This is a genomic window from Lysinibacillus sp. NPDC096382 (genome assembly GCF_044762845.1).
GTDB lineage: Bacteria > Bacillota > Bacilli > Bacillales_A > Planococcaceae > Lysinibacillus.
Window position 1 is genome coordinate 26,639 of the sequence record NZ_JBIWFC010000020.1, and the last position, 22,222, is coordinate 48,860.

23 protein-coding genes are annotated in these 22,222 nt (G+C 36.8%); 19 read left to right on the plus strand and 4 right to left on the minus strand.

Annotated elements, in window-relative coordinates:
- Positions 1-35: 35 nt before the first annotated feature.
- From ACIQZA_RS21105 to accC, 4 genes are all read left to right on the plus strand, one after another.
- A complete protein-coding gene (locus tag ACIQZA_RS21105) occupies positions 36-455 on the plus strand; it encodes a hypothetical protein (RefSeq protein ID WP_142507182.1) in 420 nt (139 codons plus the stop codon).
- Complete coding sequence (locus tag ACIQZA_RS21110) at positions 456-1,013, plus strand: SpoIIIAH-like family protein (protein WP_142507181.1); 558 nt, start codon at positions 456-458, stop codon at positions 1,011-1,013.
- 202 nt (positions 1,014-1,215) lie between these two features.
- A complete protein-coding gene (gene accB, locus ACIQZA_RS21115; protein ID WP_402883718.1) occupies positions 1,216-1,716 on the plus strand; it encodes an acetyl-CoA carboxylase biotin carboxyl carrier protein in 501 nt (166 codons plus the stop codon).
- 13 nt (positions 1,717-1,729) lie between these two features.
- On the plus strand, positions 1,730-3,088 hold the full coding sequence (gene accC / locus ACIQZA_RS21120) for an acetyl-CoA carboxylase biotin carboxylase subunit (RefSeq protein ID WP_400936554.1): 1,359 nt from the start codon (positions 1,730-1,732) through the stop codon (positions 3,086-3,088).
- 460 nt (positions 3,089-3,548) lie between these two features.
- On the opposite strand, the gene ACIQZA_RS21125 is transcribed toward accC, so the two are convergent.
- Entirely contained in the window at positions 3,549-3,857 is a 309-nt protein-coding gene (locus ACIQZA_RS21125; protein ID WP_400936556.1) for a hypothetical protein, read from the minus strand.
- A 401-nt stretch (positions 3,858-4,258) separates the two neighbouring features.
- Between ACIQZA_RS21125 and ACIQZA_RS21130 the strand changes: the two genes are divergently transcribed.
- The 4 genes from ACIQZA_RS21130 to ACIQZA_RS21145 all read left to right on the plus strand — a co-directional run bounded on the left by ACIQZA_RS21130 (position 4,259) and on the right by ACIQZA_RS21145 (position 6,860).
- Positions 4,259-4,441: a hypothetical protein gene (locus ACIQZA_RS21130; protein WP_400936558.1), complete on the plus strand. Its 183-nt coding sequence runs from the start codon at positions 4,259-4,261 to the stop codon at positions 4,439-4,441.
- A 126-nt stretch (positions 4,442-4,567) separates the two neighbouring features.
- Complete coding sequence (locus ACIQZA_RS21135) at positions 4,568-4,816, plus strand: hypothetical protein (protein WP_400936861.1); 249 nt, start codon at positions 4,568-4,570, stop codon at positions 4,814-4,816.
- Between the two features lie 714 nt (positions 4,817-5,530).
- Positions 5,531-5,989, plus strand: a complete 459-nt coding sequence (locus tag ACIQZA_RS21140) for a hypothetical protein (RefSeq protein WP_402883720.1) — start codon at positions 5,531-5,533, stop codon at positions 5,987-5,989.
- A gap of 397 nt (positions 5,990-6,386) precedes the next feature.
- Complete coding sequence (locus tag ACIQZA_RS21145; RefSeq protein WP_402883721.1) at positions 6,387-6,860, plus strand: hypothetical protein; 474 nt, start codon at positions 6,387-6,389, stop codon at positions 6,858-6,860.
- A 616-nt stretch (positions 6,861-7,476) separates the two neighbouring features.
- On the opposite strand, the gene ACIQZA_RS21150 is transcribed toward ACIQZA_RS21145, so the two are convergent.
- Positions 7,477-8,001: a chymotrypsin family serine protease gene (locus tag ACIQZA_RS21150; protein WP_402883722.1), complete on the minus strand. Its 525-nt coding sequence runs from the start codon at positions 7,999-8,001 to the stop codon at positions 7,477-7,479.
- A gap of 53 nt (positions 8,002-8,054) precedes the next feature.
- Complete coding sequence (locus ACIQZA_RS21155) at positions 8,055-8,492, minus strand: hypothetical protein (protein ID WP_400936562.1); 438 nt, start codon at positions 8,490-8,492, stop codon at positions 8,055-8,057.
- Between the two features lie 585 nt (positions 8,493-9,077).
- On the opposite strand from ACIQZA_RS21155, the gene ACIQZA_RS21160 reads away from it, so the two are divergent.
- Entirely contained in the window at positions 9,078-9,488 is a 411-nt protein-coding gene (locus ACIQZA_RS21160) for an Asp23/Gls24 family envelope stress response protein (protein WP_132356667.1), read from the plus strand.
- Positions 9,489-9,569: 81 nt separating this feature from the next.
- On the opposite strand, the gene ACIQZA_RS21165 is transcribed toward ACIQZA_RS21160, so the two are convergent.
- A complete protein-coding gene (locus ACIQZA_RS21165; RefSeq protein ID WP_402883724.1) occupies positions 9,570-10,739 on the minus strand; it encodes an MFS transporter in 1,170 nt (389 codons plus the stop codon).
- Between the two features lie 605 nt (positions 10,740-11,344).
- On the opposite strand from ACIQZA_RS21165, the gene nusB reads away from it, so the two are divergent.
- From nusB to recN, 10 genes are all read left to right on the plus strand, one after another.
- Positions 11,345-11,725: a transcription antitermination factor NusB gene (gene nusB / locus ACIQZA_RS21170; protein WP_142507174.1), complete on the plus strand. Its 381-nt coding sequence runs from the start codon at positions 11,345-11,347 to the stop codon at positions 11,723-11,725.
- Positions 11,726-11,758: 33 nt separating this feature from the next.
- Positions 11,759-12,625 (plus strand): bifunctional methylenetetrahydrofolate dehydrogenase/methenyltetrahydrofolate cyclohydrolase FolD, encoded by an 867-nt coding sequence (gene folD, locus ACIQZA_RS21175; RefSeq protein WP_274068878.1) that lies wholly within the window; start codon positions 11,759-11,761, stop codon positions 12,623-12,625.
- A gap of 146 nt (positions 12,626-12,771) precedes the next feature.
- Positions 12,772-13,587, plus strand: a complete 816-nt coding sequence (locus ACIQZA_RS21180; protein WP_400936568.1) for an undecaprenyl-diphosphate phosphatase — start codon at positions 12,772-12,774, stop codon at positions 13,585-13,587.
- Between the two features lie 880 nt (positions 13,588-14,467).
- On the plus strand, positions 14,468-15,820 hold the full coding sequence (gene xseA, locus ACIQZA_RS21185; RefSeq protein WP_142507171.1) for an exodeoxyribonuclease VII large subunit: 1,353 nt from the start codon (positions 14,468-14,470) through the stop codon (positions 15,818-15,820).
- A gap of 2 nt (positions 15,821-15,822) precedes the next feature.
- Positions 15,823-16,056, plus strand: coding sequence for an exodeoxyribonuclease VII small subunit (gene xseB / locus ACIQZA_RS21190; RefSeq protein WP_053483717.1), 234 nt, complete (start codon positions 15,823-15,825; stop codon positions 16,054-16,056).
- A gap of 3 nt (positions 16,057-16,059) precedes the next feature.
- On the plus strand, positions 16,060-16,941 hold the full coding sequence (locus ACIQZA_RS21195) for a polyprenyl synthetase family protein (RefSeq protein WP_400936571.1): 882 nt from the start codon (positions 16,060-16,062) through the stop codon (positions 16,939-16,941).
- 164 nt (positions 16,942-17,105) lie between these two features.
- Positions 17,106-19,007, plus strand: coding sequence for a 1-deoxy-D-xylulose-5-phosphate synthase (dxs, locus tag ACIQZA_RS21200; protein ID WP_402883727.1), 1,902 nt, complete (start codon positions 17,106-17,108; stop codon positions 19,005-19,007).
- Positions 19,007-19,825 carry a TlyA family RNA methyltransferase gene (locus tag ACIQZA_RS21205; RefSeq protein WP_142507168.1) on the plus strand — a complete coding sequence of 273 codons (819 nt, stop codon included), beginning with the start codon at positions 19,007-19,009 and terminating at the stop codon, positions 19,823-19,825. Before dxs ends, ACIQZA_RS21205 begins: the two co-directional genes overlap by 1 nt.
- 100 nt (positions 19,826-19,925) lie before the next feature.
- Positions 19,926-20,375 carry a transcriptional regulator AhrC/ArgR gene (gene ahrC, locus ACIQZA_RS21210; protein ID WP_053483721.1) on the plus strand — a complete coding sequence of 150 codons (450 nt, stop codon included), beginning with the start codon at positions 19,926-19,928 and terminating at the stop codon, positions 20,373-20,375.
- Positions 20,376-20,410: 35 nt separating this feature from the next.
- Positions 20,411-22,102, plus strand: coding sequence for a DNA repair protein RecN (gene recN / locus ACIQZA_RS21215; protein ID WP_402883729.1), 1,692 nt, complete (start codon positions 20,411-20,413; stop codon positions 22,100-22,102).
- Positions 22,103-22,222 lie beyond the last annotated feature (120 nt).

Sequence of the window (22,222 nt, forward strand, 5' to 3'; positions counted from 1 at the left end):
AAAGAGAAGATGAAAGGAGGCAATGTACAAGTGATGTGGAAAAGAAACGAAAAAAAACAACGTCATTTATAGTCTTAATGCTTATTGCTGCCTCCGTGGGAATTTTCATCATTTTACCAATGTATCAAACGGGTACAACGAATGGGCAAGTAACATCGATGACCAATGAAGCAAAACTTGAGCAGACACTGAAGGCTATGAAAGGTGTTGGGGAGGTTAAAGTCTATTTTTATTACGGAGATATGACAGCTGAGAAGGATGACAATAAACTATTCAGTCAATATTTTCGAGGAACTGAACAAGGTACGAAAGAAGTAACAGGGATGCTAATTGTTTCAGAAGGAGCATCAGATATCTTTGTGAAAAATGAAATTCGTGCTGTTGTTAGTCAAGTAATGCAATTGCCGATTCATCGAATTATTATCGTTCCAATGGAAAATAAGGAGGAAAAGTAAATGCGCGTACGTAGAAGAACAGTTTGGTTTATGACATTATTAAGTCTAGTAGCGGTTATCTCAGTGTATTATTTGGTTGATCCAGCAAAACAATTTAATGGACTAACTATTTTCACAGATGACGCATTACAGCAAACTGCGGTAACGGGTGTGACTGATCAAGAAGCAACGAAAGAGGGAGAGACGAAGGAAGTATCTTCTCCAAGTCATTTATTTGAAGAAATGCGCATGCAAGTTAGTGATGAAAGAAGCCAGCTTCGTTTGCAATTAGAACAGAAGATCGGTTCAAAAGATTACACAGCAGAAGAAAAAAGTAAGGCGTATAATGACATGGATAACCTTATTAAACAAGAATCCTCTGAAGCAATGTTAGAAATGCTTATTAAATCTTTAGGTTACTCTGATGCGTTTGTACGAGCAGATAGTGGTAAAGTACAGGTAACTGTTATGGCGGAGGAGCTGTCAAAAGCTCAAGCAAATGAAATTATTTACTTGGTAAAAACAGAGATGGAAGGCGCAAATGACGTCCAAGTAAAATTCAGCGCGAATAACTATTAAAAAAATAGAAAGATAAATAGGAATTTTCCGTTTATTTAAAACTATTGTTATATATCAGTATAATGAAAAGGCTTTCGTTTATTAAAGGAAAGCCTTTTATTTTGTTCATATTTACTTAATTTGCATTAAAGTATTTCAAATTGTTCGAAAAAAATATAAAATAGTGTTTGTAGTAGATTTTATTTCATAAGGAGAGTTAGAAATGTTCAAAATTCAAGAAATTCGCGAAATTATTAAATTAGTAGATTCTTCTTCGATTGACGAGTTCGTTTACGAAGTAGATGGCGCAAAAGTTAAATTAAAAAAGAATGTTGTTGTTGTTACTGATACTGTAGCACCTAAAAAAGAAGTAGTTGCACCTGTTGTACAACAGCCTTCGCCTGTAGCAGCTCCTGTAGCACCAGCTACTCCAGCAAAAGCTGAAGAAGCACCAGCAGCAGCACAAGCAAATAACGACCCATCGTTACATAAAATTGTATCACCGATGGTTGGAACGTTTTATCAATCTCCAAATCCAGATTCACCAGCTTATGTTAAAATGGGGGACAAAGTTGGTAATGAAACAATCGTATGTATCGTAGAAGCTATGAAACTATTCAACGAAATTGAAGCAGAAGTTCAAGGGGAAATCGTTGAAGTACTTGTTAAAGACGGTGAATTAGTAGAATACGGTCAACCATTATTCCTTGTAAAAGCTGAGTAAGGAGTGCACAACCATGAAAAAAGTTTTAATTGCAAACCGCGGCGAAATCGCTGTGCGTATCATTCGTGCTTGTAAAGAGTTAGGCATTCAATCTGTTGCCGTATACTCAGAAGCAGACGCTGACGCATTACATGTGAAATTAGCAGACGAAGCATATTGTATCGGGCCAAAGCTATCAAAAGATTCATATCTTAGCTTCCCGGCTTTACTGAGCGTAGCAGAAAAAACGGGTGCAGACGGTATCCACCCAGGTTACGGTTTTGTATCTGAAAACGCTGACTTCGCTGAGGCTTGTGAAAACGCAGGCATTAAGTTCATTGGACCTTCATCTGATTCTATTAAAATTATGGGTATTAAAGACGTTGCACGTACAACAATGGAAGCGGCAGGTGTTCCACTTGTTCCGGGTACTGGTATTGTTCCAAATATCGAAACAGGTAAAGAATGGGCTGCTAAAATTGGTTACCCTGTGATCATCAAAGCAACTGCTGGTGGTGGCGGTAAAGGTATCCGTGTAGCTCGTACAGAAGAAGAACTTGTAAAAGGCATTGAAATTACGCAAAAAGAGGCTGCTGCAGCATTCGGTAACCCAGGCGTCTATTTAGAAAAATTCATCGAGTACTTCCGTCACTGTGAAATCCAAGTATTAGCGGATGGCTATGGTAACGTTGTACATTTAGGTGAACGTGACTGTACCGTTCAACGCCGTATGCAGAAATTAGTAGAGGAAGCTCCATCTCCAGCGCTATCTTCTGAGCGTCGTGCTGAAATGGGTGCCGCTGCCGTTAAAGCTGCACAAGCTTGTAACTATGAAGGTGCCGGAACAATCGAGTTTATTTATGACTATCAAGAAGATAAATTCTACTTCATGGAAATGAATACTCGTATCCAAGTAGAACACCCAGTAACTGAAATGATTTCTGGTGTAGATCTTGTACAACAACAATTAAAAATTGCATCTGGTGAAAAACTTCCTTTCACTCAAGATGATATTCAATTAAATGGATGGGCAATTGAATGCCGTATTAACGCAGAAAATGCTTATAAAAACTTCATGCCATCAGCTGGTACTGTAGATACTTACGTAACTCCAGGTGGCTACGGTGTACGTATTGACTCTGCTGTATATGCTGGTTATACAATCCCTCCATACTATGACTCTATGGTTGCAAAACTAATTGTTCATGCCAATACACGTGAAGAAGCGATTGCGAAAATGAATCGTGCGCTTAGCGAATTTGAAGTATCTGGTCCTGGGATCAATACAACAATTCCATTCCACCAAGCATTGATGAACAATGACGTTTTCAAATCAGCACAATTCAATACGAAGTTCCTAGAAGAGAATGATGTTTTGGGGACAAGCAAGTAAGGTGTATCAGCGGCTTAACCGTCTCGGCTAATAGTCGGGAAGCTTGCGCAATAGTTATGCGATATTTGTCAGCAGAATAGTTGGCGGAATACAATTAGGAATAAAACAAAACGGAATATCCGATTTTTAGACCCTTTAACGAAACTGATGCGTTAGGGGGTCTTTTTTATGCGTAAAAATAGTCATCGTACCGGTATTTTCGATATAGAAAATATCTATTGAATGAAAAATGAGCCTAAAAATGAAAATAATAAACCGCTAATAACAGCGCCAACAATTATGATTGACGTTAATTCGTTTAAAAGATAATCGTATTTGTGCATATTCGGCGCTAATCATCGTTAAAGAACAAATCGCTTATCGGGCACGCAAACAAACGATTAAAGAATACGACTGATCGTTGCACCAACAATGGCCAATGAAAGCTAGGTGCGCCAAGCTTTTATTAGTTTTCGTTTGTTTAATAAAATTTTGAAACAGTCTTACAGTATTCTTCTAACTCACTCAATGTAAATAGTAATGTAATAGGGAAATCATTTGAAGTTTCTTTTGAATATGTTAAATGAACAACAGCATATTTGTTTAGCTTTTTAATCCAAAAAATAACATCATCATTATCTTCTCTTCTAGCCATTGCTACAGCTTTTTTTCCGTAGAGAATGTGTTTTAGTGAAAGTTCTTTCTCTAACTCTTTCGTTAAGGATTCAGACATACTTGTTGAAATCAACCACCAGGGATCGTTTATAAAACTTTTTAATTTTTCTTGCATTTTAGATGACCACTTCCAATTAATTAATTTTCTAAACTTAATTCAACGTTTTATTTTAATATTCCTTCTTGTGACTAAATAGTTGAATGCGGAAGATTTTTCAGAAGTAAGCCTTGAAGAACACACTAACAACACATCGATTTGCCTGTAAATGACCGCCTAAATCAATGGTAAGACAGCGTGGATCCATCGAGGGAAGTAGTTAAATGTTTTTACAGATATCTTGTCTGAAAACGGTATTTTGCTCGGGTATAAGTAATGAGGAAGCATTACGCCTTTATTACGCCTTTATTACGCCTTTATACGTAGTTAAAACCGGTTTTAAATCGCCAGTCGACGTATTTATCATCTTATGTGTTTCGACGCTTAAACAAACGGAATTATAAGGGGGATTAAATGGAATGAATATTGCAGTTAGTATTATTAATATCCAACGCAAACTACTCGAACGGACTGGGCGTAAAACAGACGTATATTACAGCGAAGGTCAAGGCGCTTTATATGTATTCATGGGAGAACCTTTAACGGTCAACAACGTAATTTACGCAGCGTCCGAAATCGAGCTAATGATGGACGTTATTTAAGATGGGAGTTGGCAATTTTTACGGAATCATTAACATGCACGAAAAGCAGCTCGGCGTTTTTGAAAATAACAATCGTTTTGGTTTAACGGACATCGGTGCCCGGTTACCTCTCGGATTTCGCCTTTTATGAAGTATGTTATTTGGATGTGTTATAATCAAAAATATGAAGCAATCTATACTAAACGTGCAGTGTTTAATGAAATAGGGGGCCAGATGATGGATAATCAATATGTCGTAGGCTGGGGTACATTAGCGTTGATCAATGCTGCACTTGCACAAGGAAAAAATAGAACGGGGTTTAATTGGTTTTTACTTTCTCTTGTGTTAGGTCCATTGGCAACACTAATTTTATTATTTGTTGATAAGAGACAGTAACACTACATAATTACAATAATTTATATAAGTTAATAAAGTGAGAATTGGGGTGTTTAATAAGTCGATTATTGATCGGCTTATTTTTTATATACTCAAGTAGTTATTAACGCTTGAATAAAATATTTTTTTGGAAAAATGATACAATGAATATAATTCAGGTCAACATCAAAATATGTGTACTTGCAATTTAATAGACTAAATATGGAGTGGAAGGTGGCGAGTTTTTGTACCGAAAGCAAAGTGGCAAGTACAGGAAAACTGTGCCTGCGGAAAGCATTCATCTGTAAAGGAATATACAGCCAAGCATACATTTTGGTGAAGAACTATAATTCAAAAACTAAATTGTTCCTTATTTCAAACAACGCGGTAAATACACGTGGAACAAAGTGAGAGTAAGGAAGGAGAAGAAAATGAAAACTCAAGTGTCAAACTATATAAAAATTGGCCCTTCAGAACAATATATCTCTATTTTTGGTGAAGATAACAATCTGCCGCTTTACCACTGATTTATAAATATAATTCCGAGCTTGGAAAAACGTTTAATGTTGTAGTCTGGGAACAAAGAGGGGCTGGGAAATCTTACTATACTTTTTCGGAAGAGGAACAAATAACTATTGAAACTTATATAGAAGACCTATACAGTTTAATTCATTATTTGTTAGAAACGTTTAAACAAGAGAAAGTTTATCTTTTCAAATATTAGGGGGGATGTGCATGAAGAAGAAATATTTTTTATATTTAGCAGCTCTTTTTGGACTTATCTTAATGGGGTGTTCAACAACTAATGGATTGTCAGGAGAAAAGCCTCCTAAAGTCTATATAGAAATTGATAATAAAAAATTTGAAACTACACTCGGTACCTATTGTTGGCCAAATAAATGCGTTGATACTGCTGGACCAGTTGAACTATTAGAAGGTAAAAAACCTATAAAAGTTAAATCTGGTGAAAATATAACTCTTGTAATGAATTACGAACCAAAACCAAATAAATTTAATGTTGTACTAATGAATGATAAAAAAGAAACTGAAGTAATGGTAAAAGACAATCGTTTTACTGCACCTACACAACGTGGAGTTTATTATTATTCATATGGCGTATGGTGGAAAGATGAAAAGGAAGCGAATTTATCTCGTGGCGACGCTTTCTACGCCTTCGCTTTAGAAGTAGATTAGTTAGTCCATTAAAGGGAGCGATTATTGCACAACATAAGGAAAAAATGCTCCCTTTGAAAATTGCTTTGCTGTTCATTTTTTATCGAGAGGTTATTTGAATTTATCGACTAACTTTGTTAATTTATCGAATAAAATTTTGGATTTATCGCCTAACTTTTTATATTTATCGACATATCTTTCAGAGCGGTTTTGTTAGCGAAAATGCATTGAATCTACTATTTATTTTGTTAGAGTTAAGATCATGCGCACAGACCTAGAATAAATGTTTAACTTAATCGCTTGTATTGTCTTCTTTATCTCGATTGTTCTTCTTCAATATATTAATAAATATAAATGTAAGAATATCCATATTGTCCAATTCCTCCTATATATCTCCTTATTACTAAAAAATGCATATATGGATTTGTTTGTTAAATCAGATAACAAAGTACTTGAAGATACTGTTAACAATACTTTAACAAAGGAAACTAAAGATTCTTCTCTACTTGAGATTAAAGGTAATAATGAAGCAGTTAAAGCCCCTACCGTTAAAAGTGATAAAGCAAAAGATAAAGTGAATATTCACCTTACAGAAGAAGCAATGTTTTGTACTTTCAAGAAGCAGAAAATAAAGGGTAAATTGACTATGGAAATGAACTTAACAGTGATAATGGCGCAAGAAAACAAGGGATTATCAAAGATTATAAAAAGTAATAATAATGAAGGGAAAGAGGATCTTTATTGTTCATCTTTCCCTTCATTATTATGGCGGTTTTTATTTTACTCAATAATGATTTTTTTGGCAGTTCCTTCCCTAAATCCCTTTTCATTAGGAACAGCAGAAACTTCAGAAGACCATACAGATACTGTTAATCCAACACGTACAGTATAAATTTCATCCGTAGTAAACCATACTTTTTGTATATCTGGTCTTTCTTTATCAACTACTAAAAATCTGTCACCTTCTATTTGTACAACTTCTCCTTTAATAGTTGGGCCAATATCGTTACTATATGTGGAACATCCAACTAAAAAAAAGGTAAAAATAAATAACATAATTAAAGCTTTAGAAGTTTTCACCGAACTCCCCTTCCTTTCATAAATTATTTTTCATAAATTGTACACTTTAATGTATGTTCCTTCTTAATTGGAAACCCCCGAATAGGTATCAAACGTTGTCTGTTCGGGGGAATAAGATTAAAAATATGATTATTTACTTACTAATAAAGCATCTGTAGAACTTGAATAGATGGAAAATGTATTAGTTGAATCTGAATATAAACTTATAACATCGTTGATCCTTGTCATAAGACCTATTAAACCACCACCACCGCTATGAATCCCCACTACTCTATAGGTAGAAGGGTCATAAGTAATTGCACCACTATCTCCTGGTTGAGAATAGTCAACGCCGCTTAAAGGAGTTATTTTAGCTACATTTCTTGTTCCCGGTGCTAAACCATTGGGATCAATATATGTTGTTTTTAATGTAGATATATTTCCACATGTTACACCTGTTGTAATTCCTGATTTACAAACGAATTGACCTTGAATAGGTGTGCTACTTCCAGTAACTCGTCTATCATAATCATCTTATTTTCTGCAAGCTCATAAAAATAATTTGTTGCATATCGTGTAATTGTGCTTGCAGTTGTAACACGGATTAACCCTACGTCTATATTGGAATAATGCCCTCTGCTATGAACAACACCGAGAGTAGCAGTATCCTGATTGACATAAGTATTGTTGGAATCGAGACAATGTGCAGCGGTTAATACAAAGTAATTTGTTCCTTTCTTTCCTATCCCCGCTGTAGTACACAGATGATCATAAGCATTTCGTATTTGGATTCCTCCACCTAATTTTGTCCAATTCCTTGCTCTTGCTAGTTCACCATGAAGATTCATTGATTTATCATGTGATTTTAATTGAATTAAATCTATATAATTATTTTGATTTAGGTATGATAAAATTGTTTGTTCTTCATCTGTTTTTAAATCTTCTACAGAAACAGTTATTTTTTTGTCAATCAAATCAAGGTCTGTAATTACAGATTTATCTTCAATTAACCCTTGAACAGCTAGTGCTACTTCGTCTTGAATTGTTCTAACTCATTAATACTATATTTTACTGATTCAAATTTAATTAAATTATCTTCATCTATAACCTGAAGAGAAGCCTTAAGAGTATTTAATTTTTCATCTGAAATGCCTGTTAATCCAATAATTATTTCACCATTATTTGATAGATATATAGTGCCTATATCGGAGAACGCTTCGTAACTTCCGAATACTTTGTCGAGAATATTAAAAACATCGTTCATTTCTGTTGCTTGTGTTACAAGTTTCTTTTGAACTTCTAAAGGGTATTGTTGGATAGTGTTTTTTGTACTTGTGTCTAACTTACTAAAGTTACTCAAATCTTCTAGCTTTTTTGCATAAGTAGAACTGACATTGGTGTTAAGTAACAATAAAGCAAAGACAAAAACTAAAGGTACAATAAAAACTTTGTATTTGGTTATCATTTTTAATTCCCACTCCCTTTTAGTAGTATTATCTTGAATTTAAACATAATTATTTAATATTGTAATCAATTAACGGAAAATTCTGTTAACTGATTAGGAGGAGTGGGAACTAAACAAAAAAATGAAAGGAATTTTCTTCTATCCTAATTGAAACTATTTATTTCTTTTTTGTTCATAATATTTTTGGGAAATATGATTCATGAAATTGATTCATATATAGTGAATTATAGCTTATTATGATTGTTTATTGAAATTAAAATGGAAAAAGATGAAATGTTTTGATGTATTATCGAAAGTCGTAAGTGATAAAATCAACGCTAGGTTTCCTGATGCAAAATGGCTAGTAGGGAGGATTCACTCTAATTAAATTTGGTTAATTTACTAAGAGGGAGGGTGAAAAATATATTTATGAGGTAGCGGCTGTTTTCACTTTTCGTTTTTATCGAGACGTTATTGAATTTATCAATGTTAACCTGTCCTAAATAAATTAAATCGGCTTTACGAAGCCAAACCTTCCTTTTTATAGTATAATAAGCGTAAGTACAGCATTTGTTTGTGATGTGTAAGGGAAAGGATGATATTTGTATGGCAGAGAAAGTAGGACAATCTTTCGTACAACCAACGCCTTCTGGAAAAGAAGAACTTGGGAAAATTGAAGTAGCAGCGGAAGTAATCGAGGTTGTTGCTGGAATAGCAGTGAACGAGGTAGAAGGAGTCGCGGCAACTCGTGGTAATATTGCTACTGGCGTAGTAGAACGCTTCGGTAAAAAAGTTCACAATAAGGGCATTAAATCGGGTGTTACTGAAACTGGTGAGATTGCCATTGATGTATTTTGCTCTGTAAAATACGGCTATACAATTCCGAAAGTGGCGAAGGAAGTACAAACTCAAATTCGCCAAGCGATTTATAATATGACAGCACTTGAAACAGCTGAAGTGAATGTACACATTACAGGTATTCACTTTGAAAAAGAAGAAGTAGCCGTACAAGAATAAAAAGAAGGGTTGCCTATAGGGCAATCCTTCTTTTTACGTTGTAACGGAAATTGATCAGCAGTGATTAGTATCGCTACTTTATTATAGTTCAATTTGCTTTGGCTTTCTCCAGAACAAAGCAAGTATTACGCCGATTGTTATAACAATTGTCGCAAAGTAATATGGGTAGTTTAAATTTATATCGAACAATATCCCACCTAAAATAGGACCAAAGATATTCCCGAGACTTGTAAACATGGAGTTCATACCACCGACGAATCCTTGTTCATTACCAGCTATTTTCGATAAATAAGAGGTAACGGCAGGACGGATTAAATCGAAGCCGACGAAAATAAAGAATGTGACAAATAAAATTGCGAAATAGTGGCTAACAATGGTCATAGCAAATGTTAAAACAGCAGAAAGGATGAGTGAATAACGGATAAGATTAATTTCGCCCATTTTCTTTGTCAGCCAATCGAATAACATCAGCTGAGCAAGGGCCCCGACTACCCCACTCCCCGTAATAATAATCGCGATATCTGAAGGCGTAAATGCGAATTTATGATCCACAAATAGGCTAAATAACGATTCAAATGCAGCTAAACCAAAGGACAGTACGAAAATAAGGACGAATGGAATAAGGTATAGTGGGCTAAAAATACGTTTTACACTGCCTAAAATTGATGGAGCAGACTCTACATCATCTGAAGCACGTGTCGGCTCTTTTAGTAATAGTATTGACAAGATAGCTGCTAAAAATCCAAGTATACCTGCAGCGTAGAATGGTATGCGTGTTCCGATTTCTGCCAAAAATCCACCGATCCCAGGTCCGATAATAAAGCCAGTACTAATCGCTGCACTCATAAAGCCCAATGCCTTTGAACGTTGTGACAATGTTGTAATATCAGCAATATAGGCAGTCACCGCCGGCATGATAAAGGCAGCACTTACACCACCTAGCATACGCGAGATAAAGAGTATTTCAACTGTGCGTCCGAGCCCGAATAGTAGCTCTGAAAAACCGAATATAAAAAGACCTGCAACGATCATAATTTTTCGGCCAATAGTATCCACCATTTTACCAGCAATCGGTGAAACAATAAGTTGCGTAATAGCAAATGCTGCTACCATATAACCAACGACAGAGCCTGAAATTTTTAGCTCATTCATGAGTGTTGGTAGCACGGGTATAACTAAACCAATGCCTAAAAAGGCAATGAATAAATTCGATAATAAAATACTTAAGGTTAAAATTTGTTGCTTATTCATTTTGTTCTCCTTCAATCTTTCACGATACATGAATCTAAATCTACTAGAATATTTCCATGTAATACAATAAACCCTATAGTAACTATAGGGTCAAAAGATTTGTTTTATTTTTTCAGTTTTTTATAAGTGTGGAAGTATTAGTTCGCAGTTATACAGGTGGCACGATAAATTTTTGTTCATACTACGTTGTTGCTTCTATTAGTAATGGCTAAAGAAATTTCTTATGATATCAAAACGATTTTATTTACAATCCTCGCAGTAAAATAGGCAGGATTTGCGTTCTTTTTATTGCTTTATTTTGTTCCTCGCCTTCATATAGCTTGAAAGTTCTTTTACAGCTTGTACAAATAACTTCATAATGCATAATGAACACCTCGGAAAATGAGATTATTTTCCTTGATTATAACATTCTTGTTATTTAAACAATAATGATGGATTTTCATTTTTTAACATTAAATTTCATAAAGTTAATTGAAGGGTGTTAAAATAAGCAAAAACTTGCTTGAAAAAGGTATCAGATTATTGAAAACTTGCTTGAATTCGTGTTTCTCGTACGAATTTATGCTATTATAAACCTTAATGCCACTTAAGAAGGAGAGCTTTACATGAAACGACATGAGGCACGCGAAAAAGCGTTGCAAGTTTTGTTTCAGCTAGACAATACTGAACTAACAGTAGAAGAAGCAATGGGCCATATTAAAGGCCAACCAACAAATGTCTTCTACGAAAAGATTGTTACTGGAACAGTTGAACATTTAGAGGAAATCGATGCTACTATAGAGCAGCATCTTGAAAAGTGGTCACTTGCCCGTTTACCAAAAATTGAAAGAACGGTTTTACGTCTAGCTGTATACGAGATTTTATACATGCCAGAAACACCAAAAAGAGTAGTACTTAATGAAGCAATCGAGTTATGCAAAACATTTGGCGACGATGGCTCGTCGAAATTTGTTAATGGCGTACTTTCTAAATTTACAGAACAATAAAATGTGTTAAATTGGAAGGAGTAACTAAGGTCTATGTCAAGTGCAATTATTAATGGTAAAGAAATTGGTCAAGAAATTCGTAATTCAGTAGCAGAGCGAGTAACGCGTTTAAAAGAGCAAGGATTAACACCAGGCTTAGCGGTTGTTTTAGTAGGAGACAACCAAGCCTCGGCTACATATGTGAGAAATAAGCAAAAATCTTGTGAAGCCATTGGTATGTTTTCTGAGTTAATCAAACTGCCAGAAGAAACTACACAGGATGCACTATTAGCACAAATTGAATTACTAAATAATCGTGAAGATATTCATGGAATTTTAGTACAATTACCACTCCCTAAACATATTGATGAGGATACTGTTATTGCCACAATTGCTGTGGAAAAAGACGTTGATGGCTTCTCACCAGTAAGTGTTGGGAAAATGATGCTTGGCCAAGAAACATTTTTGCCTTGTACACCGTTTGGCGTAATGAAACTTCTTGAATATTCAGGAATTGAAATAGCAGGAAAGCACGCGGTCATCGTAGGTCGTAGTCATATCGTGGGGAAACCAATGGGACAACTACTACTACAAAAAGATGCAACCGTTACATATACGCATTCCAAAACACCAAATCTACCTTCATTCACTAAACAAGCAGATATATTAATTGCGGCAGTTGGACGTGCAAACTTTATTACGAAGGAACATGTTAAAGAAGGCGCAGTTGTTATAGATGTTGGCATTAATCGTGATGAAAACAACAAGCTTTGCGGTGACGTAAACTTTAGTGAGATCGATGGTATTGCTTCTCACATTACACCTGTACCAGGCGGTGTAGGACCAATGACAATTACTATGCTTCTATTCAACACAGTTCAAGCAGCAGAAAATAAGCTTGCACATACAGTTAAGTTATAATTTTGAATGACTCTTTATAAAAAGCTATCTCAATTTATTGAGGTAGCTTTTTGTATGGTTTATTTTCTGAGTATTTCAAGAACTTTCGCGTTGTTTTTAACGTCTAATATAACGTTTGGGCCATACATATGAATAGGGAGGTTTTTATGGAAAACATAGATTTAATACTGATCATTAAACATATTATTATCGGTCTTGTACAAGGGTTTACAGAGCCAATTCCTGTATCATCTAGCGGACATGTTATGATTGCAAGTGAAATTCTTGGTCTTGGTGAGCAAGGTTTTACTTTTGCTATTTTAACGAACACAGCTTCTTTACTGGCTATTGTCTATATTTATCGAGAGGATATTGTCCGACTCATTACGAATTTTTTCCTGTATCTGAAAACTGGACAGAATCGTTATAAAGCTGATTTTCGTTTCGCCATATTCATAGTAATTGGTTCTATTCCAGCGGGGGTTTTAGGTGTTTTGTTAAGCGATGTTATTGCGGATAATGTTAGTATGACGACGATAGCACTTATGCTATTTGTGACAGGTATTGCTCTATGGCTAATCCGTAATATGCGTGGTACGAAAAGGGATGCGGATTTGACTGCGAAAGACGCCATCATCGTAGGTCTTGGTCAAGCTGTAGCATTAACACCTGGTATTAGCCGTTCAGGAGCAACCATTATTTCAGCCATTGCAGTTGGTATGAAACAGGAAACCGCTTTGCGATTTTCCTTCATGCTCTATATTCCTGTAAGTCTTGGTGGAGTTGTCCTTGGGATTTCTGATTTTTTAGATGAGCCAAATAAAGGTGCATTAGTAATTCCTTATGCTGCGACATTTATTGTGACATTATTTATGACTTATTTTGCAATGCGTTGGTTTATGGGCATTATGAAAAGTGGCAAGCTTAGCTACTTTACATATTATTGCTTTCTTGTAGGGACGCTTCTATTAATATTTTATTAATGTAAAAGCCTCATAATTTTATTCAGTTGTGAGGTTTTCTTGTTTGTTAAGAAAATCAAATAGATCCGTCGTTTCGCTTTTATTCTGACTCTTTTATCAGCGATTCTGGCTCTTTCAAGTTTTAGCGGCGTTCCTTGCTTGGTTAGTGGCGGAATTTCGTGTTTTAGCGGCGTTCTTCCTTTGGTTAGCAGCGCAACTCACACTTTTAGCGGCGAATTCCAACATATGCTGGACAGTTTGACAAAACTAAAGTTAGAGTTGAAGAACATTGTATAGAATTTTACACAATATTAAGGACTTGACTTTCATACCGTCGCTTCGGTGGTTCTTACCGTCACTTGGCCTGTTTTATCCGTCGTTCTGGCAGATCTATCCGTCGTTTCGCTTTTATTCTGACTCTTTTATCAGCGATTCTGGCTCTTTCAAGTTTTAGCGGCGTTCCTTGCTTGGTTAGTGGCGGAATTTCGTGTTTTAGCGGCGAATTCCAACATAAGCTGCACAATTTGACAAAACTAAAATCATACCGTCGCTCCGGTGGTTCTTACCGTTACTTGGCCAGTTTTATCCGTCACTTCATTTTCATACCGTCGCTCTAGTGGTTCAATCAGCCACCTCCGTAGATAAATCAGCCACTCCGATTCTTCTATCCGCTCCCCCAGCAAAGCACTCAGTCAAAACGCAACTCCACCGTTTATTTCGCCGAAAAGACATATTTTATCTAATACGAAATCTTAAGATATGTTATAGTAAGATTTTCAATTCAATACAAGACAGTCGTTTTTTCAACCGAAACTGTATTTTGGCACGTCATGCGCAATAAAAAATGTTATGATAGGTGTAGTTTTGTGAAAAACTTGATTTTAGTAAAGGAGCCGGGAAAATGTCATCTGCTTCTTATTTAACTGTAAAAGCATTAACAAAATATATTAAACGGAAATTCGATGCTGATCCGCATTTACGTGAAGTCTATGTAAAGGGAGAGCTATCCAATGTCAAAATTCATCAATCAGGGCATATTTATTTTACATTAAAGGATGATGGAGCACGAATTGCGGCCACCATGTTTAAAACAGCAGCCACAAAATTAGCGTTTGAACCAAAGGAAGGTATGCAAGTATTTATCCGTGGAGATGTAAACGTTTATGAAGGCTACGGTACATATCAATTATATGTACAGGAAATGCAACCAGATGGAATAGGTAGTTTGTTTGTTGCTTTTAACCAACTGAAAGAGCAGTTACAACAAGAAGGGCTTTTTAAACCTGAGTGGAAACAACCAATTCCGAGGTTTCCAGAAAAAATCGGTGTTTTAACGTCGACAACAGGTGCTGCCATTCGAGATATCTGTACAACATTAAAGAGACGCTATCCACTTGCTGAAGTTTTTATTTATCCAACCCTTGTACAGGGAGCGCAAGCAGCGCCGAATATTGTTCACAACATTGAACGAGCAAATATCGATGGGAGTTGCGATGTACTGATTGTAGGGCGTGGCGGTGGATCGATTGAAGATTTATGGGCATTTAATGAGGAAGCTGTTGCACGAGCGATTTTTGGAAGCCGGATCCCTATTATTAGCGCAGTAGGTCATGAAACCGATACGACTATCGCGGATTATGTAGCTGATTTGCGCGCTCCGACACCAACTGCAGCGGCTGAAATGGCTGTACCTGATCAACAAGAATTATTTCAACGGGTGCTTACACAAAAATCACAACTGCATCAAATCGTAAGAGCGCAACTTATGGCAGAACGTCAGCGTCTAAATAAGCTCCAACAATCTTATCCGTTGTCAATGCCAGAACGCCTATATCGACCATTTACAGAAAGGCTAGCACAACTTGAAACGGGATTACAAAAAGCCATGCAGGTCGATTTGATGAAGAAAACAGCGCGGTTTCAACAATTACATAGTGCGGTAGAGCAGCACTCGCCAAAAAAGGCATTGGCTTTCCATCAACGAGAGCTAGAAACTCATGTCCAACAATTAACTCGTGCTGCAACTCATTATGTAACGAAACAAAAACAACAATTTGAAGCAACTGTCAGAACTTTAGAAGCATTAAATCCACTTGCCATTTTAACAAGGGGCTTCACGGTAGCTTATAAAGATAATCAAATGTTAAAATCATCAGTTGATGTAAAGCCACAGGATCAATTAACACTTTCCTTCCATGATGGAAAGGTTATTGCTGATGTGGTAAAGATCTTGCCGAAAAATGAGGGGGAATAATTGTGGCAGAGAAACAACAAACTTTCGCAGATGCAATGACGGCACTTGAGGAAATTGTCCGTCAGTTAGAGCAAGGTGATGTGCCTCTAGAAAACGCGATTGATTTATATAAACAAGGTATGGAGCTATCACAATTTTGCCATAGCAAACTGCAACATGCTGAGGAGCAGTTAATTTCTATTGTCCAAGAGACAGGTGAGACTACGGCATTTGATCCACTAAAGGGAGAGAACTAAAAAATGAACGAGCAATTAAAACATTTTATTGAAAGCAACATACCTCAAGTTGAAGCTGAAATGTTTGCACTAGTCGAGAAAATTGATGCACCAGCCAATTTAAAAGAATCAATGCTTTATTCATTAAAAGCTGGAGGTAAACGTATTCGCCCACTCTTCGTATTGGCTGTTCTTGAACTTTACAATAAGGGTTTGAAGGATGGTTTAACGGTAGGATCTGTAGTTGAAGTCATCCATACGTATTCATTAATCCATGATGATTTACCAAGTATGGATAATGATGATTTCCGTAGAGGGAAGCCAACAAATCATAAAGTTTATGGTGAAGCATTAGCGACACTTGCAGGCGATGCATTAAATACACTTGCGTTTGGCATTTTAGCACGCATGGATGTATCAGCTGAAAAACGCATTGAATTAGTCAATCTGTTAAGTAAAGCAGCTGGTGCAGAAGGTATGGTTGGGGGTCAAGTACTCGATATGGAAGGTGAGAAGCGTCAGTTAAACATAGCTGAGCTTGAGCATGTCCATATCAATAAAACGGGCGCTCTATTACGATTTAGTATTGAAGCGGGAGCCGTGTTAGCTGATGTAATGCAAGAAGAACGCGAAACTTTAAAGGAATATGCGCATCATATTGGTCTTGCCTTCCAAATTCAAGATGATATTTTAGATATTGAGGGTACTACAGAAGAACTAGGTAAAACTGCAGGTAAAGATGTAGCAAGTGACAAAAGCACATACCCAGCTCTATTATCTTTAGAAGGGGCAAAAGAAAAGCTTGCTGAGCATTATCAGCATGCCATTAACGCACTAGATAAATTGGAAGTAGATGCCAGCTTATTACGTGAGTTTGCAGCCTATATTGTACATCGTAAAAACTAGGGGAAAAACGAGGCGTTAAAGGCACATAATATGCTAGAATAGGTGAAGGCGTTTGCCAATGTGCAAACAATAAAGTGTTCGTACTTTTAGCATATTAATAACACTGTTATAATAGTGGAAACACAATTACGGTGAATAATTTATTGAAAAGGTGTGTGAGAAAGGTGGATTTTAATAATATAACTAGTCCAGCCTTTTTAAAAAGCTTAGATAAGAAGGGTCTTGAGCGACTTGCACAAGAAATTCGTACCTTCTTAATCGAAAAATGTTCTGTCACGGGTGGTCATATTGGACCGAACCTAGGTGTTGTGGAGCTAACGATTATGCTCCATAAAATGTTTGACAGTCCACAAGATAAGTTTTTATGGGATGTTGGCCACCAAGCTTACGTGCATAAAATTTTGACAGGTCGTGCAAATCAATTTGATACATTACGTCAGTTCAAAGGGCTTTGTGGTTTTCCAAAGCGTGTGGAGAGTGAACATGATGAGTGGGAGACAGGTCATAGCTCGACATCTTTGTCAGGAGCCATGGGTATGGCAGCAGCACGAGATATCAAAAAAGAAAAAAACTTCGTGATACCAATTATTGGAGATGGAGCTTTGACAGGCGGTATGGCGCTGGAGGCGTTAAACCATATCGGCCATGCTAAAACAAATATGATTGTCATTTTAAACGATAATGAAATGTCAATCGCTCCAAACGTCGGAGCGCTACACAGTGTACTAGGGCGTCTTCGTACAGCTAAAGAATATTCAAAAGCTAAAGAAGAGCTGGAATCGCTCATTAATAAGATCCCAGTGCTAGGCGGTAAGCTTGCTACAACTGCTGAGCGCTTAAAGGATAGCTTAAAATATTTAGTAGTATCAGGTGTGTTCTTTGAGGAGCTAGGCTTTAAATATCTTGGTCCGATTGATGGACATGATTTCGATGCTCTTGAGTCAACATTATCACAAGCTAAAAAAGTGAAAGGCCCAGTGCTCGTTCATGTCATTACGAAAAAAGGCAAAGGTTATAAACCTGCTGAAGATGATACAATTGGTAATTGGCATGGGACAGGTCCGTATAAAATTGAAAACGGTGCCTTTGTAAAGTCTGAGGTGAAAGGTCCAGCATGGAGTAGCTTGATTGCTGAGACTGTCCGCAAAATTGCTCATGAGGATAAACGCGTTGTCACGATTACCCCAGCAATGCCAGTAGGTTCAAAATTACAAGGGATTCAAACGGATTTCCCAGAACGTTTCTTTGATGTAGGGATTGCTGAACAACATGCAGCAACGATGGCGGCAGGTTTAGCGACACAAAACATGAAGCCGTTTTTAGCCATTTACTCAACATTCCTTCAACGTGCCTATGACCAAGTACTACATGATATCGCACGTCCAAATCTAAATGTCTTTATAGGAATTGACCGTGCAGGCTTAGTTGGCGCAGACGGTGAAACACATCAAGGCGTATTTGATATTGCATTCCTTCGTCATATACCAAATATGACAATTATGATGCCAAAAGATGAAAATGAAGGTCAGCATATGGTGAAAACAGCCATTGACTATGATGGCGGTCCAATTGCATTACGTTATCCTCGAGGCAATGGTATAGGCGTTCCGTTAGATGATGAGCTTATGGCGTTACCAATTGGTAGCTGGGAAGTGTTACGTGAAGGTAAGGATGCAACGATTTTAACCTTTGGTACGACGATTCCTATGGCAATGGCAGCAGCCAATATTTTAGCGCAGCAAGGTGTTGAGATAGAAGTAGTCAATGCACGATTCATTAAACCAATGGATGAGGATATACTTCACCGTATATTAACAAGCCGTAAACCAATTTTGACGATTGAAGAGGCGGTACTGCAAGGTGGTTTTGGTAGTGGTGTATTAGAATTTGCCCATGACCATGGCTATTTAAGTGCAATAATTGATCGTATGGGAATCCCTGATCATTTTATTGAGCATGGTAATGTAGATCAGCTTCTCGCTGAAATTCATATGACGGCTGAGGATACAGTGGCACGTCTGCATGTGTTACTTCAACAAAAACAACAAGTAGGTTTGAATAAATAATGACAAAACAACCAAAAGAACGTGTAGACATTTTACTTGTAGAGCGTGGGCTATGCGAAACGCGAGAAAAAGCAAAGCGCTCTATTATGGCAGGGCTTGTTTTTTCTAATGAAACTCGCATTGATAAGGCGGGAGAAAAAATTGCTATAGATGCACCACTACAAGTAAAAGGCTCTGATTTAAAATATGTTAGTCGTGGCGGCTTGAAACTTGAAAAGGCGCTACAAATTTTTGATATGTCTGTAGAGGGGAAGCTAATGCTTGATATTGGCTCCTCTACAGGAGGATTTACAGATTGCGCATTACAGCATGGTGCAAGACATTGCTATGCATTAGATGTTGGTTCTAACCAACTAGCATGGAAGATCCGTTCTGATGAACGTGTAACTGTCATGGAAAAAACAAATTTCCGTTATACGACAGCGCCAGATTTAACAGAGGGCTTGCCAGACTTTGCTACAATTGATGTTAGCTTTATTTCATTATCGCTTATTTTACCTGTCTTAAAAACATTGTTAATGCCAGGTGGCGATGTAATGGCATTGGTGAAGCCTCAGTTTGAAGCTGGGAAAGAGAATGTCGGTAAAAAAGGCATTGTTCGTGATAAAAAAGTACATTTAGAAGTTTTAGAAAAAACTGCTGCAATGGCGACAGAGGTTGGCTTTGTCGTTAAGGATGCTTCGTTTTCGCCAATTACAGGAGGCGAGGGAAATATTGAATTTTTATTCCATTTAGTGAATCCTATAGGTAATGAAGAAATTCCTGCGTATACAGCTTTTAATGCACTCGTTGAAGAAGCGCATAGTGCACTAAAATAACACGTGCTCATTTACAGAGCCGTGTTTTTTCTTGTGCTTTTATGTTTAAAATGGTAGTGTAAATATACAAATATTCAACTATTTATAAGAGGTGACCGACATGAATAAAGGACAGAGGCATATACGAATTCGGGATATTATTGCCAATCATGAAATTGAAACACAAGATGATTTAGTCGATTTTTTAAAGGATGCAGGCTATAATGTGACACAAGCAACAGTATCACGTGATATTAAAGAGCTTCATCTTGTGAAAGTACCTTTACAGGATGGACGCTATAAATATAGCTTGCCCGCAGACCAACGTTTCAATCCAATACAAAAATTACACCGTGCGTTAGCCGATGCTTTTGTCAGCATTGATGGTGCATCACACTTTTTGGTAATGAAGGCTCTTCCTGGTAATGCCAATGCTATTGCATCACTACTTGACCATTTAGATTGGCCTGAAATTTTAGGTACTATTTCTGGAGACGATACTATTTTAATTATTTGTCGTAACGAAGATGAGCGTGAAAATACAAAAAATCGCTTATTAGACATGCTATAAAATAGCAGGGTAATTTGATACAGAGGTGACAATTTGTGTTAAGAGAGCTTAGTATTCGAAACTTTGCCATCATTGAGGATTTAACAGTTAGTTTTTCAGATGGTTTAACAGTTTTAACAGGTGAAACGGGTGCAGGAAAATCAATTATTATCGATGCCGTGCATTTACTTGCTGGCGGCCGAGGGAATTCCGAATTTATTCGTCATGGAGCTAAAAAGGCAGAATTAGGTGGTTTATTTCAAATTTCAAGTTCTGGGCATCCTGTTTATAAAAAACTTGAAGAGGCAGGCATAGAAATAGAAGAAGATACCATTATTTTGCGCCGTGATTTAAATGATACTGGAAAAAGTGTTTGTCGAGTAAACGGAAAACTTGTGCCATTATCTGTACTACGTGATATCGGATCTAGCCTCATCGATATTCATGGACAGCATGAAAATCAAGAGCTTATGGATGAGAAACAGCATATCTATTTACTGGACCATTTTGCCGAGGAACAACTGACACCTATTCAAAATTTGTACAGTTCTAAATACGAAGAATATCGTTCATTAAAAAAAGAATTAGCTTCGATTTCGATTGACGAACAGTTAATGGCGCAACGTATTGATTTGTACCAATTCCAAATGAAAGAGCTGGAGGATGCCAATTTAAAACTTGGCGAGGAAGATGAGTTATTGGATGAACGTCGCCGTTTAATGAATTTCAATAAGATTTTCGAACGCTCGAGTGCTGCATATGAAGCTATTCAAGGTGATTCTAAAGGCCTTGACTGGATTGGCAATGCGATGGGTGCATTAGAGGATGCTGCGACAATTGACGAGCAATTTAAAGAAGCATCGGAATCTGTCACGACTGCATTTTATGCATTACAGGATGCTGCTTACCAGGTCAAAAATGTATTGGATGAATTAGAATTTGATCCGGCTCGATTAAATGAAGTTGAGCAACGTTTAGCCTTAATACAAAATTTGAAGCGCAAATATGGTTCAACAGTTGAAGAGATTTTAGCGTATTACGATAAAATTAAAACCGAGTTAAATGAGCTTTTAAATCGAGACGAAATTTTACAAGTAAAAGAACGAAAAGTATTGGAAATGGAAGCAGTATTAAATGAACTTGCTGCAGAACTTTCTACTGTTCGAAAGGACGCTGCACATAATTTAAGTGAAGCTATTATGGCCGAACTACGTGAATTACATATGGAAAAAGCAAAATTCATTGTAAATTTTGATGAATTGCCTTACTTTGATGCAAATGGTAAAGACCAAGTAATTTTTTATATTTCTACGAATGTAGGTGAGCCGCCAAAATCTTTACCGAAAATTGCTTCTGGTGGAGAATTATCGCGTATGATGCTTGCGTTAAAGACAATTTTCTCATCCTCAAATGGCATAACATCTATTATATTTGATGAGGTAGATACTGGTGTAAGTGGTCGTGTAGCACAAGCAATCGCAGAAAAAATTGCTGCAATATCTGTTAATTCTCAAGTTTTATGTATTTCGCATTTACCGCAAGTGGCTGCGATGGCCGATCATCACTATTTTATTAAAAAAGAAGTCGAGCATGATCGAACATTTACGTCATTGCTGGAAATAGATACGAATGCTCGTATTGAAGAAATCAGTCGCATGATATCTGGAGCGGAAATTACAGATTTAACTTTGCAACACGCCACAGAGCTTTTAAAAATGGCTAATGCACGAAAAAAACAAATGAGATAGCAAAAGAATCCAGAAACACTCGTTGTTTCTGGGTTTTTTCTTTTTGCGCAAATATTTACCGCTTATAAGAACGCCACAAAAACACATAGTAAAAAGACAAAAACAAAAAGGAGGTGTCGT

Excerpts from the sequence above, each read along its gene's own strand:
- ACIQZA_RS21110 (WP_142507181.1), top strand. The coding sequence starts at position 456 with ATGCGCGTACGTAGAAGAACAGTTTGGTTTATGACATTATTAAGTCTA.
- accB (WP_402883718.1), top strand. The coding sequence starts at position 1,216 with ATGTTCAAAATTCAAGAAATTCGCGAAATTATTAAATTAGTAGATTCT.
- accC (WP_400936554.1), top strand. The coding sequence starts at position 1,730 with ATGAAAAAAGTTTTAATTGCAAACCGCGGCGAAATCGCTGTGCGTATC.
- ACIQZA_RS21125 (WP_400936556.1), bottom strand. The coding sequence starts at position 3,857 with ATGCAAGAAAAATTAAAAAGTTTTATAAACGATCCCTGGTGGTTGATT.
- ACIQZA_RS21130 (WP_400936558.1), top strand. The coding sequence starts at position 4,259 with ATGAATATTGCAGTTAGTATTATTAATATCCAACGCAAACTACTCGAA.
- ACIQZA_RS21135 (WP_400936861.1), top strand. The coding sequence starts at position 4,568 with ATGAAGTATGTTATTTGGATGTGTTATAATCAAAAATATGAAGCAATC.
- ACIQZA_RS21140 (WP_402883720.1), top strand. The coding sequence starts at position 5,531 with ATGAAGAAGAAATATTTTTTATATTTAGCAGCTCTTTTTGGACTTATC.
- ACIQZA_RS21145 (WP_402883721.1), top strand. The coding sequence starts at position 6,387 with ATGGATTTGTTTGTTAAATCAGATAACAAAGTACTTGAAGATACTGTT.
- ACIQZA_RS21155 (WP_400936562.1), bottom strand. The coding sequence starts at position 8,492 with ATGATAACCAAATACAAAGTTTTTATTGTACCTTTAGTTTTTGTCTTT.
- ACIQZA_RS21160 (WP_132356667.1), top strand. The coding sequence starts at position 9,078 with ATGGCAGAGAAAGTAGGACAATCTTTCGTACAACCAACGCCTTCTGGA.
- ACIQZA_RS21165 (WP_402883724.1), bottom strand. The coding sequence starts at position 10,739 with ATGAATAAGCAACAAATTTTAACCTTAAGTATTTTATTATCGAATTTA.
- nusB (WP_142507174.1), top strand. The coding sequence starts at position 11,345 with ATGAAACGACATGAGGCACGCGAAAAAGCGTTGCAAGTTTTGTTTCAG.
- folD (WP_274068878.1), top strand. The coding sequence starts at position 11,759 with ATGTCAAGTGCAATTATTAATGGTAAAGAAATTGGTCAAGAAATTCGT.
- ACIQZA_RS21180 (WP_400936568.1), top strand. The coding sequence starts at position 12,772 with ATGGAAAACATAGATTTAATACTGATCATTAAACATATTATTATCGGT.
- xseA (WP_142507171.1), top strand. The coding sequence starts at position 14,468 with ATGTCATCTGCTTCTTATTTAACTGTAAAAGCATTAACAAAATATATT.
- ACIQZA_RS21195 (WP_400936571.1), top strand. The coding sequence starts at position 16,060 with ATGAACGAGCAATTAAAACATTTTATTGAAAGCAACATACCTCAAGTT.
- ACIQZA_RS21205 (WP_142507168.1), top strand. The coding sequence starts at position 19,007 with ATGACAAAACAACCAAAAGAACGTGTAGACATTTTACTTGTAGAGCGT.
- ahrC (WP_053483721.1), top strand. The coding sequence starts at position 19,926 with ATGAATAAAGGACAGAGGCATATACGAATTCGGGATATTATTGCCAAT.